Origin of the sequence: Arachnia propionica, assembly GCF_037055325.1 — a bacterium.
Lineage (GTDB): Bacteria > Actinomycetota > Actinomycetes > Propionibacteriales > Propionibacteriaceae > Arachnia.
Genome location: NZ_CP146373.1, coordinates 595,498 through 611,827, shown reverse-complemented (window position 1 = coordinate 611,827; position 16,330 = coordinate 595,498). Strand labels below are relative to the sequence as shown.

At 62.6% G+C, this 16,330-nt stretch carries 17 protein-coding genes; 12 read left to right on the top strand and 5 right to left on the bottom strand.

Annotated elements, in window-relative coordinates; all coding sequences use genetic code 11:
• Positions 1-3: 3 nt before the first annotated feature.
• On the bottom strand, positions 4-867 hold the full coding sequence (locus tag V7R84_RS02780) for a diacylglycerol/lipid kinase family protein (RefSeq protein WP_338571804.1): 864 nt from the start codon (positions 865-867) through the stop codon (positions 4-6).
• A gap of 22 nt (positions 868-889) precedes the next feature.
• Between V7R84_RS02780 and tgt the strand changes: the two genes are divergently transcribed.
• Positions 890-2,113, top strand: a complete 1,224-nt coding sequence (gene tgt, locus V7R84_RS02775) for a tRNA guanosine(34) transglycosylase Tgt (protein WP_338571803.1) — start codon at positions 890-892, stop codon at positions 2,111-2,113.
• Between the two features lie 2 nt (positions 2,114-2,115).
• Positions 2,116-3,009, top strand: coding sequence for a hypothetical protein (locus V7R84_RS02770; RefSeq protein ID WP_338571802.1), 894 nt, complete (start codon positions 2,116-2,118; stop codon positions 3,007-3,009).
• A gap of 9 nt (positions 3,010-3,018) precedes the next feature.
• Here the strand turns inward: V7R84_RS02770 and V7R84_RS02765 are convergent, their stop codons facing one another.
• Complete coding sequence (locus V7R84_RS02765) at positions 3,019-3,708, bottom strand: queuosine precursor transporter (protein WP_338571800.1); 690 nt, start codon at positions 3,706-3,708, stop codon at positions 3,019-3,021.
• A gap of 81 nt (positions 3,709-3,789) precedes the next feature.
• Here V7R84_RS02765 and V7R84_RS02760 point away from each other — a divergent pair, with 81 nt between their 5' ends.
• Entirely contained in the window at positions 3,790-4,221 is a 432-nt protein-coding gene (locus tag V7R84_RS02760; protein ID WP_338571798.1) for a DUF5709 domain-containing protein, read from the top strand.
• A 57-nt stretch (positions 4,222-4,278) separates the two neighbouring features.
• Here the strand turns inward: V7R84_RS02760 and V7R84_RS02755 are convergent, their stop codons facing one another.
• Positions 4,279-5,334, bottom strand: a complete 1,056-nt coding sequence (locus V7R84_RS02755; protein WP_338571795.1) for a LacI family DNA-binding transcriptional regulator — start codon at positions 5,332-5,334, stop codon at positions 4,279-4,281.
• A gap of 89 nt (positions 5,335-5,423) precedes the next feature.
• On the opposite strand from V7R84_RS02755, the gene V7R84_RS02750 reads away from it, so the two are divergent.
• The 8 genes from V7R84_RS02750 (at position 5,424) to V7R84_RS02715 (ending at position 14,163) form a co-directional block, all read left to right on the top strand.
• On the top strand, positions 5,424-6,605 hold the full coding sequence (locus V7R84_RS02750) for a Gfo/Idh/MocA family oxidoreductase (RefSeq protein ID WP_338571792.1): 1,182 nt from the start codon (positions 5,424-5,426) through the stop codon (positions 6,603-6,605).
• The gene (locus V7R84_RS02745; RefSeq protein WP_338571790.1) at positions 6,602-7,606 is read left to right on the top strand and encodes a sugar phosphate isomerase/epimerase; all 1,005 of its coding nucleotides are present in this window, start codon (positions 6,602-6,604) and stop codon (positions 7,604-7,606) included. The genes V7R84_RS02750 and V7R84_RS02745 overlap by 4 nt, the downstream gene beginning before the upstream one ends.
• A gap of 153 nt (positions 7,607-7,759) precedes the next feature.
• A complete protein-coding gene (locus tag V7R84_RS02740) occupies positions 7,760-8,686 on the top strand; it encodes a PhoH family protein (protein WP_338573800.1) in 927 nt (308 codons plus the stop codon).
• Positions 8,683-9,165 carry an rRNA maturation RNase YbeY gene (ybeY, locus tag V7R84_RS02735; protein ID WP_338571788.1) on the top strand — a complete coding sequence of 161 codons (483 nt, stop codon included), beginning with the start codon at positions 8,683-8,685 and terminating at the stop codon, positions 9,163-9,165. The genes V7R84_RS02740 and ybeY overlap by 4 nt, the downstream gene beginning before the upstream one ends.
• An 85-nt stretch (positions 9,166-9,250) precedes the next feature.
• Positions 9,251-10,558 carry a hemolysin family protein gene (locus V7R84_RS02730; RefSeq protein WP_338571785.1) on the top strand — a complete coding sequence of 436 codons (1,308 nt, stop codon included), beginning with the start codon at positions 9,251-9,253 and terminating at the stop codon, positions 10,556-10,558.
• Positions 10,551-11,480, top strand: a complete 930-nt coding sequence (gene era / locus V7R84_RS02725) for a GTPase Era (RefSeq protein ID WP_338571782.1) — start codon at positions 10,551-10,553, stop codon at positions 11,478-11,480. Before V7R84_RS02730 ends, era begins: the two co-directional genes overlap by 8 nt.
• A gap of 129 nt (positions 11,481-11,609) precedes the next feature.
• Positions 11,610-13,340, top strand: a complete 1,731-nt coding sequence (leuA, locus tag V7R84_RS02720; RefSeq protein ID WP_338571779.1) for a 2-isopropylmalate synthase — start codon at positions 11,610-11,612, stop codon at positions 13,338-13,340.
• Complete coding sequence (locus V7R84_RS02715) at positions 13,333-14,163, top strand: metallophosphoesterase (protein ID WP_338571777.1); 831 nt, start codon at positions 13,333-13,335, stop codon at positions 14,161-14,163. Before leuA ends, V7R84_RS02715 begins: the two co-directional genes overlap by 8 nt.
• A gap of 73 nt (positions 14,164-14,236) precedes the next feature.
• Here the strand turns inward: V7R84_RS02715 and V7R84_RS02710 are convergent, their stop codons facing one another.
• The gene (locus V7R84_RS02710; protein ID WP_338571776.1) at positions 14,237-14,995 is read right to left on the bottom strand and encodes an isoprenyl transferase; all 759 of its coding nucleotides are present in this window, start codon (positions 14,993-14,995) and stop codon (positions 14,237-14,239) included.
• A gap of 39 nt (positions 14,996-15,034) precedes the next feature.
• On the opposite strand from V7R84_RS02710, the gene recO reads away from it, so the two are divergent.
• Entirely contained in the window at positions 15,035-15,763 is a 729-nt protein-coding gene (gene recO, locus V7R84_RS02705) for a DNA repair protein RecO (RefSeq protein WP_338571774.1), read from the top strand.
• Between the two features lie 92 nt (positions 15,764-15,855).
• Here recO and V7R84_RS02700 read toward each other — a convergent pair whose 3' ends face one another.
• The gene (locus tag V7R84_RS02700; protein ID WP_338571772.1) at positions 15,856-16,248 is read right to left on the bottom strand and encodes a transcriptional repressor; all 393 of its coding nucleotides are present in this window, start codon (positions 16,246-16,248) and stop codon (positions 15,856-15,858) included.
• Between the last annotated feature and the right edge of the window lie 82 nt (positions 16,249-16,330).

The following is a 16,330-nucleotide window of genomic DNA, read 5'->3' as shown; positions in this document are numbered from 1 at the left end:
AGATCAATTTATGCTTCCCCGGCAGCGAATCAGCAGGGCACCGGGATCGATCCACACCTCCAGTGAACGGGCCTCCGAGCGCAGGTCACCGTCCAGATGAACGGCCCTCGGGTCCTTAGACTCGATGGTCACGTGGGCCGTCTCCCAGCGGAGCAGTTTGCCGATGTCGCGGCGGGAGCGGGTCACTCCTGTGAAGAGAACCGGCCACCAGTCCCGCCAGCCGTCGACCCCGAGGTGCATGACGTGCAATCTTCCATCGTCGGGGCGTGCCCCGGGAAAGAGGGAAGCTGTCGGAACCTTCCCGACATTGCCCGCCAGAACGGTCCACGCCTCGATCGGTTGTCCGTTGACCCGCAGGGGAATCCTGGGACGTCCCATGGTCCTGAGCCCGGCCCGGAGGTAGGCCAGCCATCCGATCCGCTTTTTCAGATTGTCCCGTACCCCAAAGAGGGTCTCGGCGTCCCGCCCCATGCCGGTGGCCACGAGGAAGGGCTCAGGGGGGCCGCCGTCGAGGCTCGCCCATCCGAGATCCATGGAGTGGGGAATGCCCGTCATGGCCAGGGAAACACCCGTCAGGCCGCGGGGAAGTCCGAGATTCCTGGAATAGACGCACGCGGTGCCAGTCGCGAGGATCCCCAGGGGGATCCCGGTGCCCGCGAGCGCCCCCGCGACGAGCCGTTGCGTACCGTCCCCGCCCGCGACGACCAGGGAACCAGCTCCCTCCGACAAAGCCCGTCCCACTTGCTCGGGTCCGGGGGAGTCGGGGGTTGTCACGTAGGTGCGGACCTCACCCAGTGCTCCCAGTTCTCGTTCCGCCGTCGCCGCGCCCGGATGGATCGGGTTCAAGATCAGCGCGGTGAAGGACATGAACCAACGGTAACCTTGCCCGGTGAGTTTCGGTTTTGAAGTGGCTGTGTGTTCCGGAGGGCGGGCACGTACCGGCACGATCCGCACCCCCCACGGCGATATCCGTACCCCGGCTTTCATACCTGTCGGAACGAAGGCGAGCGTGAAAGCGGTGCTGCCGGAGATCATGGCCGATCTCGGTGCCCAGGCGCTGCTGGCCAATGCCTATCACCTCTATTTGCAACCCGGTTCTGATGTGGTGGATGAGGCCGGCGGTCTCGGGCGTTTCATGAACTGGCCCGGCCCCACTTTCACGGATTCTGGTGGATTCCAGGTGATGAGTCTCGGCGCCGGTTTCAAGAAGGTGCTGGCGATGGACACCAAGGGGCTTGTCGGCGACGATGTCATCGCCGAGGGAAAGAAGCGGCGCGCGCACGTCGACGAGGACGGCGTTACCTTCTTCAATCACCTCAACGGAAGCCGTCTCAGGTTCACCCCGGAGGTCTCGATGACCATCCAGCACCAGCTCGGCGCGGACATCATGTTCGCCTTCGATGAACTCACCACCCTGATGAATACCCGCGACTATCAGGAGGCATCTGTGGCGCGCACCCACAGGTGGGCAATCCGTTGCCTGCGCGCCCATGCCACTCTGACGGAGGAACGCTCCAGAAAGCCCTACCAGGCCCTGTTCGGAGTTGTTCAGGGCGCTCAGTACGAGGATCTGCGCAAAAAAGCGGCCGCAGACCTGGCGGCTCTCGAAGTGGATGGTTTCCGGTTCGATGGGTTCGGTCTCGGCGGGGCGTTGGAGAAGGAAAACCTGGGACGCATCATCGGCTGGATGGTCGATGAACTTCCCGAGGATCGGCCCCGGCACCTGCTCGGGATCTCCGAACCAGAGGACCTGTTCGAGGCCGTGGCCTTCGGGGCGGACACCTTCGACTGCGTCAATCCGTCCAGGGTGGCCCGCAACGCTGCCATCTACACCGCCGATGGGCGGTACAACGTGACCACCGCCAGGAACCGCCGCGCCTTCGAACCGTTGGAGGCGGACTGTGACTGCTACACCTGCACCCATTACACCCGTGCCTATCTCCACCACCTGTTCAAGGCGAAGGAGATGCTGGCCTCCACCCTCGCCACCATCCACAACGAACGTTTCACGGTGCGCCTGGTGGACGAGATCCGCGCCAGCCTGGAATCAGGTGAGTTCGACCTCTTCCGCAACGAGTTCATGGGACGCTACAACGCCCGGAAAACGCAGTGATCATGTGCACCGAGGACGAGTTTGGGGCTGCTCCACCTTGGCAGGATGAGCTGATCGCACTTGCCAGGAAGATCACGCAGGACGATGATCCACCGAGATCCCCCGAGGAGGAGGCGGAGGAACTGGCCGGACACCAGCGCCTGTGCGAGATCGTCGATTCCTTGAGCGGGAAAGAGGGGCCGGCCGCCATCCGAAGTCTGTTGTTGGCGGTTCATCCCATCGAACACTATGAAATCTACGAAGCCATCTATTCACACCTGGCGACGTATCCTGCCGCCGATTTCGGAAGAGTCGCGGCCCGGGTGCTACCTGAGTGGTTGGAAATCAACGGGAATCACCCGAATATTTCCGATGCCCTGGAACGACTGACCTATGACGATCTGGCCTGTCGGGAGTTCACGACATGGGCCGGGGAATGGCGATCGCAACAGAGGGAACTGGTGCTTGACACGATGCGTCTCTGGTCCCACGAGAGTCAGTACTGGGAGACGGTGTTCGTTGCGTTGGGCGGTGAGATCACGGAGGTCTGCCTGGATCCGGTTCCCACGGGCTGGCTCGAGGAATGGAGATGGGCCGTGGAGCTGTTCCGGCAGGACGGTGATTTTCAACTGCTGCGGTGGGCGCTGGATCAGAAACCTGCCGACTATGGTCCACTCCTGGCGGTCCTCGAACTGGACCATGGCCCGAACTGGCGTGGGATCCGCAGACTGATCGATCTGTTCCTCTCCTCCAGGGAAAGAATGAGGCTGATTCCCGGTTTTGTTGCAGCCTTGGAGGAGCAACCCCGAGAATGTCAGGACCGTGTCCGGCGATCGTTGGAACGGGCTCAGCCGGGTGCTATCGAACATCTGTGCGCCCGGTCTGAGCAGTTCCGGCAACTCGAGGTCCTGAGATGAGGTGGTTCCTCAAATCTTGATGAGTTCGGGCTCGCGACTGCGCACCAGACTGATCACCCGGTAGGTGACCGGCAGCAGAACGGCCTCCACACTGACCTTGAACAGGTAGCCGACGACGATGTAGTTCAGCATCGTGCCGCCGTCGATCTGCCCGCCGAAGGCGATCAGGCAAAAGATGGTGGTGTCGGCAGCTTCACCCACCACTGTGGAGCCCAGCAGGCGTTTCCACATGCCCTTTCCCTCTCGCCACTGCTTCAGTTTCACGAGCACCCAGGCGTTGAGGAACTGCCCGACCAGGTAACCGGCGAGGGAAGCGGCGACGATGCGCGGAACGAAGCCGAGGACCGCGACGAATGCTTCTTGGTTCTCGTAGCCGGGGGCCGCCGGGGCGGCGCCGACGGCCAGGAAGGTGAGTGACGCGAGCAGCGAGATCCCGAAACCCAGGAGGATGGCGCGCCGGGCCCCTCGCATCCCGAACACCTCCGCCAGGACGTCGCCCAGAACGTAGGTGAGCGGGAACAGCAGTGCGCCGCCGTCGGTGATGATCGGTAGGACCGGCAGCCCGAACGGCGACCACTCGGGGCCAAACGCGATCAGCTTGGTGGCGGCTACGTTGGAGATCAGCAGCAGTGCGACGAACAACGTCACCACCAGGTCGTAGTTGCCGCGGGCGCGGGAGAAGGTATCCGGCTGGGTCACCGTGGAATTTTACGTCGTTCCCGGGGGAACAATTCAAGCGTGGTGTACGTCTTGAAGGCGTAGTAGTGGCAGTATTGATTCATGGAAGACATCGTCGACTTCAACATCCAGGTTCCCGAGGAAGCCGAGCAGCTCGACCAGTTGCAGGAGGGGGACTCCCTGATCAACCGCGGCGTGGACGATGTGCTCGATGAGGGCTACACCACCCCCGAACGGTGGTCGGTGGGCCAAGGATTTGGAAACACGTTCGCAGAGATGCACCAAGGGGAGACCATCGAGCAGCGCATCCGCCAGGAAGAATCAGAAGTTGTCCATGACGACGCGCCCTGGAACCCGGACGGGGAGGAACGTCAGGTTGGGCGGGAACGTGCGGGGCGATTGATGCGGGTACAGGGATCCGGCGGCGAGGACACCCTCGGTGTGGATGTCGGATTCTCCGGCGGGGCGGCGAGTGCTGAGGAGGCCGCCATGCACATCATCCGCGACGATCAGGACGAGGACGACGATTTCTGATCGGGAACGGTCACGGTCGTTATTTCGGCCTCGGGATGGCCTCGGGATCCCTGCTGTTCATTGCTTCACGGAATCCCGTGCGTCCGCGGCTTGGTTCTCCGGCCTGCCACGTCCTGGGGTTGCTGACGAGGTGCGGATCACAAGACCGGTCGGAATGGTGATCTGTCTGGGGGATGCGCCGGGGTCAGTGATCCGGCGCAACAACGCCTCGGCGCAGGCCATGCCGATGTCGAAGGCATGATTGTCCACGGTGGTGAGGTCCAGGAAACGACTCTGGGCGAGCTGTGAGTTGTCGAAGCCGACCAGTGACACATCACCCGGTACCTCATATCCGATTTCGCGCAGCGCAGCGCGTGCTCCCAGAGCCATGGTGTCGTTGGCCGCAAAGACTGCAGTCAGCCCAGGGGACTTCCGCAACAACTCCACCGTTCCCAGATACCCTCCTTCCTCGTTGGTTGGGTTTGCGAACCCTTCCACCAGGGGATCCAAGCCCGCCGACTTCATGAAGTCCGAATACGCTTTGCGGCGGATGTCGGCGGATCCGCCGGCGCCGGTGACGTGGCCGATACGTTCGTGTCCCAGGGAACACAGGTGCTCCATCAGGAGATTCACTCCCTGGACCTGATCGCTGCTGATCAGATCGGCCCCCTCGATGGTGTTGCGCCGCGTGCCCTCCAACACTGTGGGAATACCCAGGCTCTCGAAGTCCTGTCCCGGCTCCGCCGCCACAACCAAGGCATCGACCTGGGTATCACGAAACCCGTCGATGGCATTCATGATGGTGCCTTTCAGTGCGAAGTGTTCCCTGACCGCGACATGGAAGCCGTGCGGACCCATCGTGGTGCGCAGACCGTTCAACAGCTCGACGAACCACGGGTTGCGGAAATCATCGATTACCAGGCCAATGGTCCGTGTCCGATTGCTCGCTAGGGAGGAAGCCGCCTGGCTGCGCCGGTAACCAAGTTTCCGGATCGCATCCCGGACCGCTTCCCGTTTCGACTCGGCCACCAGAGGGGAGTCATTCAGTACCAGGGAGACCAGCGACTTCGAGACCCCGGCCTCACGCGCCACGTCGTAGATGGTCGGTCTGGGCGTGGACGATGGCGGAGTCATCTTTCTCCTATCCAAGTGTTGACGAAGCGCTTGCCGGATTCTACAGTGAAAACACTTGGAGCGCTCCAAATAAGGATCGAGGAGGATGCATGACCATAGGAATCGCCGTCATCGGAGCCGGTATGGCGGGCAAAGCCCATGCCGCCGCCTACCGGGTCGCACCAACACTCTACGAATCCACGCTCCCGGACCTGCGCTACGTCTCCATCGGAGACATGAACGCCGAGGTCGGGCGGGCGGCCGCCCGCCGCTACGGCTATGAGCGCAGCGACACGGACTGGCGGGCCATCGCCGAGGATCCCGACATTCAGGTGGTCAGCGTCGTCATTGCGAACAGCCTGCACCTCGAGGTGGTCAGGGGGCTCATCGAGGCCGGAAAGCACGTGCTGTGTGAGAAACCGCTCTCCGACATCCTGGCTTCGGCGCGGAAGATGGCCGACCTGGCCCGGGAGGCCTCCTCCGTCGTTCGCATCGGCCTCACCTACCGCCGCCAGCCCGGTGTCGCGGCGATCAGGGACTGGATCCAGGACGGAACCCTCGGCAGGGTGCTGCACTTCTCGGGCCGCTACTGGTGTGACTACGGCTGCAACCCGATGGCGCCGATGAGCTGGCGCTACAAGGGCCCGATGGGCTCCGGCGCGCTCGCAGACCTCGGCAGTCACCTGACCTACCTGTCCGAGTTCCTCTGCGGGGAGATCACGGCCGTCTCCGGAGGGGCCTTCGCCACCGCGATCAAGGAACGCCCCGTGCCCCTGGGGTCCGTGGTTGGGCACGGACTGGCTGCCATCTCCGATCGGAAGGAGACCGTGGAGAACGACGACTACGCCACCTTCACCGCGTTCTTCGGGGAGATTCGGGGAAGCCTCGAGGTCTCCCGAGTTGCGGCCGGTTATCCCAACGGCCTTGATTTCGAGGTGTTCTGCGAAAACGGTGCCGCCAGCTTCCACCAGGACACCCCTTCGCAGGTCCGTCTGTACCTCAACGACGACCACCCCGGTACAACCGGTACAAACGGCTATCGCACCGTGAATCTCGGGGCGGACCACCCCTATGTGGCCGACGGTATGCCGATCGATGTCTCCGGTGTTGGTTTCGGTCAGAACGAAGGCTTCGCCTACCAGGCACGGGCCTTTCTGGAGGAGGTCGCGGGAATCTCAGAGGAGGAGTCCTTGCCTCGCAACGCATCCTTCGACGAGGGGGTTCACAATATGGAAATCCTTGCGGCAGTCGCCCAGTCGGCCGCAGGCAACGGAAAGCAGGTGAACCTGTGAAACTCGGCGTCTACAACGCGATTCTGCACGACCGCCCACTGGAGGACGCGATCAAGGTGATCGCCGACCTCGGGTTGAATGGCATTGAGATCAACTCAGGTGGTTTCCTGCCCCCGGTGCACATTCCCGAGATCGACGAGATCATCACCGACCCGGCGGCGGCGAAGGTCTATCTGGCGCGCTTCGACGGCACCGGTGTGGAGATCGCGGGCCTCAACTGCAACGGCAATCCTCTCCATCCCAACCCTGTCATCGGGGAGAAGCACGCCGAGGATGTCCGCCGTTCCATTCGCGCGGCGGCCGCGCTCGGGCAGAAACGAGTGGTGACCATGTCCGGGTTGCCCGGTGGCGAGCCCGGAACCCTGCATCCGAACTGGATCGTCAACGCTTGGAACTCGGCTGCGCTCGACGTGCTCGACTATCAGTGGGAGATCGCCACGAGGTTCTGGAGCGAGATCGACCAGCTCGCCGGGGATCATGGGGTCAAGGTGGCGCTTGAGCTGCACCCCCAGAACCTGGTGTTCAATGCTCGCGACATTCGCAAGCTGGTGGAGTTGACCGGTGCAACGAACATTGGTGTCGAGATGGATGCCTCGCACCTGTTCTGGCAGCAGGCCGATCCGATTGCTGTGGTTCGTGAACTCGGGCCACTGATCCTCCACGCCGCAGCGAAGGACGTTCGGATCAATGTCGAGAACGCCAGGTTGAATGGCGTCCTGGACAATGGTTTCCGCCGGTTGTCTTCGGACGAACCACGCGTCAATCTTGGCGGCGATGAATGGGTCAACGAATGGCCGAAAGATTCATCGTGGGACTTCGTCGCGCTGGGCAAGGGACATGACGTGGCCTACTGGGCCGATTTCATACGGGCCCTTCACGACGTGGATCCTGACATGTGCCTCAACATCGAGCACGAGGACACCGAACTCGGACGCATCGAAGGCCTCCAGGTGGCGGCCGATGTACTGAAAGCGGCCTGGTCGGCATTTCAAGCCGGGTGAACCGGGGTCAACTGGACCTGGTCGTTCGGTTTCCGTCCGTAGCATCTAAGCTGGATCACCATGAGCCCGGGTCGTCCGGGTCGTGAAAGGGAACTTGTGGGAGACGAAGTTCAGCGGGCAAGCCGGGTTGTCACGGTTCCGGCCTCCATCGATATGGTGACGCTGCTCGGTCCCCGGGACGCCTTCCTGCGGGTTTTGGAGGATCGGCTCGCCGCGGACATCCACGTTCGTGGCAGCCAGGTGACGGTGACCGGGGAACCGGAGGACGTGGCCTCCGCCGTCGAGATCCTGACGGAACTCATCACCATAATCCGTACCGGCCAGGGGTTGAGCGAGGAAACCGTGGAGCGGGTGATCAACCTGGCTGTCGAGGACCTGAAACCTTCCGAGATCCTCACCGCCGACATCATCTCCGCTCGCGGCAGGACCGTGCGGCCCAAGACCCTCAACCAGAAACGCTACGTGGACGCTATCGATCGGCACACGGTGGTTTTCGGCATCGGTCCGGCGGGCACCGGAAAGACCTACCTGGCCATGGCGAAGGCGGTGCAGGCCCTGCAGTCCAAACAGGTGAGCCGCATCATCCTGACCCGCCCCGCGATCGAGGCGGGGGAGCGGCTGGGATTCCTGCCGGGCACCCTGAACGACAAGATCGATCCCTATCTGCGCCCCCTCTACGACGCGTTGCACGACATGGTTGAGGCCGACTCGGTGCCGAAGCTCCTGACCTCCGGCACCATTGAGGTGGCGCCCCTGGCCTACATGCGCGGCCGCACCCTCAACGACGCCTTCATCATCCTGGACGAGGCCCAGAACACCTCCTCGGAGCAGATGAAGATGTTCCTCACCCGGCTCGGGTTCGGATCCAAGGTGGTGGTGACCGGTGACATCACCCAGATCGACCTTCCCGGTGGGGTGCGCAGCGGGTTGCGACAGGTCACCCAGATTCTCGATGGCGTCGAGGACATCGCCTTCTGCACCCTGACCGCCCGTGACGTGGTGCGTCACAGACTGGTCGGCAGAATCGTCGCCGCCTACGATTCCTATGACAGCATCCAACAGGGCAGGGGCGGCAGATGATTGACATCAACAACGAATCCGGGGTTCAGGCCGACGAACTGGGACTGGTGGCCCTGGCCCGGTTCGCCCTCAGCCGCCTGCGGATCCATCCTCAGGCGGATCTGTCGATCCTCCTGGTGGATGAGGCCACCATGGCTGAGTATCACCAGCGTTTCATGGACCTGCCCGGCCCGACCGACGTAATGAGTTTCCCGATGGACGAGCTGCGGGAACCCGCCGAAGACGAGGAACCGCCCCTCGGGCTTCTCGGTGACATCGTGCTCTGCCCGCAGGTGACTGCACGGCAGGCGGCAGAGAACGGTCGGGAACCGGCGGCTGAGGCTGAATACCTTCTGATCCACGGTCTGCTCCACCTGCTGGGGCACGACCACGCCGAACCTGAGGAAAAGGCAGTCATGTTCGGGCTGAACGACAGGATCATCGCTGCCTGGGAGGTCGCCCGCAACAACCGTCGGAGCGACCGGCCAGGCAACGGCTGACGGTGCGTCGGGTCGTTTCGTCGTAGGGCACCACTAAACTGGCTGCTCAAGCGTTTCCTTTCAAAGGTTGGTTGATCACCTCCACATGTTCCAGTTCGAGTGGATAGAACTGACGGGTGCACTCGTCTGTGCTGTTGTCGCATCCCTGCTCGTCGCTGTCGAGACCGCCCTCGCGGGGTTCTCCCGCGGAAGGGCTGAGAAACTGGCTGAATCGGGGGTACGCGGAGCGGAACGGGTCCGGTTGATAGCCCAGGACCCGGCCCCTTCCATCAATGCCGTGATGTTCACCCGGATGTCCTTCGAGGCGACAGCCATGGCACTCGTCGCCTTGGCGGTTTTCCAGAATATCGAGGGCACGGCTCCTCGGCTGGTGACGCTCGTGGCGATCTTGCTGGTGGTGTTTTTCATACTGTGGGGAGTGGCCCCGAGAACAATCGGCAGGCAGCATCCGGAGCGGATCATGAGAGTGTTCGCCCCCCTGGTTTCGCTGCTGACCACAGTGCTGGGGCCGGTTGCGCAGCTGATGATCCTGCTCGGGAACGCGCTCACCCCCGGTCGTGGATTCTCGGATGGTCCTTTCGCCTCAGAGGCCGAGCTTAGGGACCTCGTCGACATTGCTGAGGCCAACGAGGTGATCGAGGCGCGCGAGTCGAAAATGATCCACTCGGTGTTCGAGCTGGGTGACACTCTCGTCAAGGAAGTGATGGTTCCGCGTACCGACATGGTCTGGGTTCCCAGGAATCGCACCCTCAGGCAGCTCCTGTCGCTGGCCCTGCGATCCGGTTTTTCACGGATCCCTGTAGTGGGGGAGGGAGGCATCGACGACGTGCTTGGTGTGGTCTACCTGAAGGACGTCACCAAGCGCGTCTACGACTACCCTGACGCGGAACGCACCGAAACCGTTGGCGACCTAATGCGTCCGGCCAGTTTCGTGCCTGACTCCAAACCTGCCTCGGAACTGCTGCGAGACATGCAGCTTCGTCATTCACACCTGGTCATCGTCATTGACGAATTCGGTGGCACCGCGGGTCTGTGCACGATGGAGGACATCGTTGAGGAAATTGTGGGGGAGATCGTCGACGAGTACGACCACGAGATCCCTGCCATCGCAGAACTCCCGGAGCCCGGGCATTACCGGGTCAGCTCCCGGCTGCCTGTGGATGAGTTGGGTGAGCTGTTCGGTATCCCATTGCAGGACGAGGAGGTCGACACCGTCGGCGGTTTGATGGCAAAACTCCTCAATGTGGTTCCCATCCCGGGCTCCAGTGTCACCTATGAAGGCATTGAGATGGTGGCCGACCGTGCTGTGGGACGTCGCCACCAGATAGGGACTGTCCTGGTTCGTCTCAGCCCCGAGGAGCCCCAGGAGAACAAGGAGGAAACCGATGAATGACCAGCAGCCTTTCCACTCTGGCTTCGCCTGTTTCGTCGGGCGGCCCAATGCGGGAAAATCTACTCTGACCAATGCCTTGGTGGGTCAGAAGATCGCGATCGCCTCCTCAAAACCCCAGACCACTCGGCATGCGGTGCGAGGCATCATCACCTGTGACTCGGGACAGCTTGTGCTGATCGACACGCCCGGTCTGCACCGTCCCCGTACCCTGCTGGGGGAGCGTCTCAATGAGCTGGTCCGCGAAACCTGGTCCGAGGTGGACGTCGTCGGCGTCTGTCTACCCTGCGATCAGCGGATCGGCCCCGGTGACCGCTACATTGTCTCGCAGATCGCCGAGTTGTCGAACCGGCCCCTATTGGTGGCTCTGGCGACTAAGACCGACCTGGCCAGCAAAGAACGTGTGCTCTCCCATCTGGTCGACATCTCAGCGCTTGCGGATGAACTCGGCATTCAGTGGGCCGAGGTGGTTCCCTGCTCCGCGCTCAACAACGACCAGGTAGACACGGTTCGTGACGTGCTGCTTCGTCTACTGCCGGAAGGACCGATGTACTACCCCGACGGGGAGGTCACCGACGAGCCGGAGGAGACGCTGATCGCCGAACTGATCCGGGAGGCCGCCCTCGAAGGGGTGCGTGATGAACTTCCGCACTCCATAGCGGTGGTGATCGACGAGATCCTGCCACGTCCCGACCGACCCGAAGACAAACCCCTCTTGGACGTGTTCGCATCCATTGTTGTGGAGCGTGACTCCCAGAAAGGGATCATCATCGGGCACAAGGGAAGCCGATTGCGGGAGATCGGGACCGCCGCCCGCCTCCAGATCAATCGGCTACTGGGCACCCCGGTGCACCTGAGTCTGCACGTCAAGGTGCTGCGCGAGTGGCAGCGCGACACGAAATACCTGAACAGGCTCGGTTTCTAGTAGGCTTTCGGGCATGGCAGAGCGATTCCTTCTCCTTCGCCGCCGCGGCGAGGCCCAGTTCTAAACCGGCCAGCCTCCTCGCTGCGGAGCCTTCGTGTGCCTGGCTGTCATCCAGCAAGGAGAAAACAAATGACCCGCATCCAGCCCAAACCCGTGCAGACCCCCACCACCATGCCCGTGGGGCGCTACCGCGCCTTCGAACCGGTGGTGGTTCCGGATCGCACCTGGCCCGCCAAACGCATCACCAAAGCGCCCCGCTGGTTGTCCACCGACCTGCGCGACGGAAACCAGGCTCTCGTCGATCCGATGACCCCAAACCGCAAGATGCGGATGTTCGAGCTGCTCGTTGAGCTGGGCTACAAGGAGATCGAGATCGGGTTCCCGTCGGCCTCCCAGACCGATTTCGACTTCGTCCGACAGCTCATCACTGGTGGCCACGTGCCTGAGGATGTAACCATTTCGGTGCTGACCCAGGCCAGGGAGGACCTGATCGCCAGGACCGCCGAGTCCCTGATCGGGGCGCATCGCGCCACCATCCACATGTACAACGCGACCGCTGAGCTATTCCGGCGGGTGGTTTTCGGCATCGACGAGGTCGAGTGCGTGAACCTGGCCGCGCGAGGCACCGAAATGGTCATGAAATACGCGGAAAAGCACTTGGGGGAGGTCGAGTTCGGATATCAATACAGCCCTGAGATCTTCACCCAGACCCCGACAGATTTCGCCGTCGAGGTATGCAATGCCGTCGCGGAGGTTTGGCAGCCGGACCACAATCGCGAGATCATCTTCAACCTGCCTGCCACGGTCGAGCGCTCCACCCCGAACACCTACGCCGACCAGATCGAGTACTTCTGCCGCAATGTCAAGAACCGAGAGTTCGTGGCGGTCTCGCTGCACCCGCACAACGACCGGGGAACCGCTGTCGCCGCCGCGGAACTGGGACAGATGGCCGGGGCCGACCGGGTGGAGGGCTGCCTGTTCGGGCATGGAGAACGTACCGGCAACGTTGATCTGGTGACGCTGGCCCTGAACCTCTACACCCAGGGCGTTGACCCACAGCTGAACTTCCACGACATCGATCATGTGCGCCGCACCGTCGAGTACTGCACCGGCCTGCCCGTGCATCCCCGTCAACCGTATGCGGGGGACCTGGTGTACACCGCTTTTTCCGGATCCCACCAGGACGCCATCAAGAAGGGTCTGGAGTCCCTGGAGAAGCAAGCCGCTGCTGAAGGAAAAACCGTCGCTGATATCGAGTGGGAGGCACCCTACCTGCCCATCGACCCCCACGATGTCGGTCGGAACTATGAGGCGGTGATCCGGGTGAACTCGCAGTCCGGCAAGGGTGGTGTGGCCTACCTGATGAAGACCGAGGCGAAGATGGAGCTGCCACGTCGCCTCCAGATGGAGTTCAGTCGCGTGGTGCAGCAACGCACTGATGTCGAGGGTGGTGAACTCTCCTCGAAGGAGATCGTCGGGATTTTCGTGACCGAGTATCTGTCCGAGGGGGTTTGGGCGCTGACCTCCGCGGGTTCGTCATCGCAGAACGGGCATTTCCATATCACTGCTACCGTCAACGACCCCGCGGGCCGTGACATCAACCTCGAGGGCGAGGGCAACGGACCTGTGTCCGCTTTCGTCGACGCCCTGGCGGAAACGGGAGCCCGGGTCCGGGTTCTCGACTATTCGGAACACGCCCTCGAATCCGGGGGAGATGCGAAGGCCGTGGCTTATGTGGAGTGCGAACTCGGCACCGGGGACGACGCGCAGGTGTTCTGGGGAGTCGGTGTGGATCCGTCGATCACCAGCGCGTCCATGAAGGCCATTCTCTCGGCGCTCAACCGGGCTGCCCGTGCCTGAACGCAGGAAACCTTGGCGGAGGCGGCTGGCGTGGATGCTCGTCGTCACCGTGTGCGCGGCTGCCGCCGTCGCCGCCGAGGTGTACCGGGAGGTGCACATCACCCGGCTGGTCACCGAGACCACCGTCACGGACAGGCTGGCCGGGGAGTTGCGGATCATGCAGCTCAGCGACATCCACATGCGCGACGATCCCGCCCAGCTTGCGAGCATCGTGACCCAGGTGCGCGACGCCGGACCGCACCTGATCGTCATCGCGGGGGACACCCTGAACACCCGCAACGAAACCCTCGACCCGCTCAAAGAACTGTTCTCCCGGCTCTCGGAGCTCGGCATCCCGATGTACGCGGTCCTGGGAAACCACGACCACTGGTCGGAGGACCTGCCGCAGCTGGTCGAGCTGTACGCCCGCCACGGGATCAAACTGATCGACAACGAACACGAGGTGATCACCGGGAAGTTCGGAAGCTTCACCCTGGTGGGGGCGGGTGATGCCTACACCGATCACGCCCACCTCGACCAGGCGTTGAAAGGGGCACCGGAGGGCTTCAGGTTCCTGCTGACCCATTCCCCGGAGATCCTGCCCCAGCTGGAGAAGGCGGACATCGACTACGCCGTGTGCGGTCACACCCACGGGGGACAGGTCGCGATGCCGTTTGTCGGTGCGATCTACGTACCGGGGCAGGGACTCTTCCCGAAGTACAGTCGCGGTCGCTACCAAGCGGGAAGGGCGACGCTGTACATCGATTCGGGAATCGGCGTTTCGGGAATGAAGCTGAGGTTCCTGGTGCAGTCACAGATCGTCCTGCACGTCTTCAGGCCTTAAATCCAGAAGTCTGAAGCATGCTGCTTGCGAGGCCTCCACGAGTAAGCAGCAGGGAAACGGGTTCTCTTCTTCCTCAGGCGGTTCCGAAGCGGCGTTCGCGTGTGGCGTACTGCTCGATGGCAGCCCAGAGATCGCGACGGTCGAAGTCGGGCCACAGCCGGTCGAGGAAGATGAACTCTGCGTAGGCTGACTGCCAGAGCAGGAAATTCGAGGTGCGCTGCTCGCCAGATGAGCGTAGGAACAGATCAACATCCGGGATTTCGGGCTCGTCCAGGAAACGGCGGAAACGATCCTCGTTGAGGCGACTGGGATCCAGTTTTCCTTCCTTGGCAAGGCGGGCCACTTCACGTGCGGCGTCCACGATCTCCGCCCGGCCCCCGTAGTTGACGCAGAACTGAAGAACCAATTTGTTGTTCCGGCAGCTCTGCTGCTCGGCCTGCTCCAGCTCCCGGATAACGGAACCCCACAGCCGTGGTCTACGTCCAGCCCAGCGGATCCGTACCCCCATCGCGTCCAGTTCATCACGGCGACGGTGGATGACCTCGCGGTTGAAGCCCATCAGCCAGCGAACCTCATCGGGGGAACGCTTCCAGTTCTCGGTAGAGAAGGCGTAGGCGGAGAGGTAGGGGATTCCGATCTCCAAAGCCCCGTGGATGACGTCCAGTAGGGCTGCTTCACCACGAGCGTGTCCCTCGGTGCGTTTCAGTCCCCGCTGTTTCGCCCAGCGACCGTTGCCGTCCATCACGATGGCCACGTGCCGAGGTAGTTTCGCTGCTGGGATCACGGGTGGGCGGGCACCGGAAGGATGGGGCGTAGGGGAGCGATAGGGCATTCCTGAAGCCTAACCGGGTGAGGCGGATAGCATGGTGAGGTGCGCACTTACCGAGACGAGGCTGTGGTTTTGCGTACATGGAAGTTGGGAGAAGCGGACCGAATCATCAGCTTGTTCACCCGCGGCCACGGCAAGGTGAGGGCCGTGGCGAAGGGAATCCGTCGGACCGGCTCAAAATTTGGCGCCCGGCTGGAGCCATTCGGTCATGTTGACGTGCAGCTGGCCGAGGGGCGCGGATCGCTGGAGACGGTCATCCAGGTTGAATCATTGCACCCACCCATGCTCGGAGCCGTGTACGAACGTTTCTGCGCGGCGCAGGTGTTGGTGGAGGCTGCTGACAGACTGGTTGCCGAGGATGGGGTGCCGTCGTTGCCCCAATACCGGTTGCTACTTGGTGGGTTGCTGGCTCTTGGGCGAGGAGAACTTCCCATGACTGCGGTTGTGGACTCCTACCTGCTGCGTGGCCTGGCAGCCGCCGGCTGGGCCGCGATGATGGATGCCTGCGCGAGCTGTGGGACCACTGAAAATCTGCGCTGGTTCTCGCCGCAACTTGGTGGCGCAGTGTGCCCTGCCTGCCGGGCTTCTGGCTCGGTGTCCGCGAGCCCGGAACTGCTCGCTCTGCTCGGGGCGTTGCTCGCCGGGCGGTGGGAGGACGTCCAGCTCACCGAGGAGCCATTGCGCAGCCGGGCCCACGGGGTGGTGTCGGCCTATGCCACATGGCATCTCGATCGTTCCTTAAGGTCTCTGCCTTTCCTCAGGACAAGTTAAGGTGACGAACCTTGTGGTCCGCGTGTTCCTGTTCTGTGCGCAACGCCGGCTGACGCCGTGAAATGACCAGCTGAGGTGAGCGCGGACAGGTCTCAGGACGAACAGGTGCGACACAACCCGAAGATTTCCAGGTTGTGTCCCGCTTCGGTAAAGCCGTGTTCGCTCGCCACCTGGGCCGCCCATGACTCGACGGTGTCCGCGGAGATTTCCACTGCCAAGCCGCAAGACCGGCAGACCAGATGGTGGTGGTGAGTGTTGGAACACATGCGATAAGCAGACTCTCCGTCCGGAGTGCGAAGCACGTCCAGGTCGCCTGACTCGCTCATCGTCTGAAGCGCTCGATACACCGTTGCGAGTCCGACCTTGTCGCCTACCTGACGGAGTTCGGAATGGATCTGTGCGGCGGTGCGGAACTCTTCCGTGTTCGCCAAGAGAGCCCGCACAGCGGCGCGCTGCCAAGTGTTGCGGGTGCTAGTGCTCGTCATAGTGGTCTCCAAGCAGGGCATGGTGACGATTTCTCACCACGCGGCCGAGAGGATCACCATGCTGAATGAAAACCACACTACC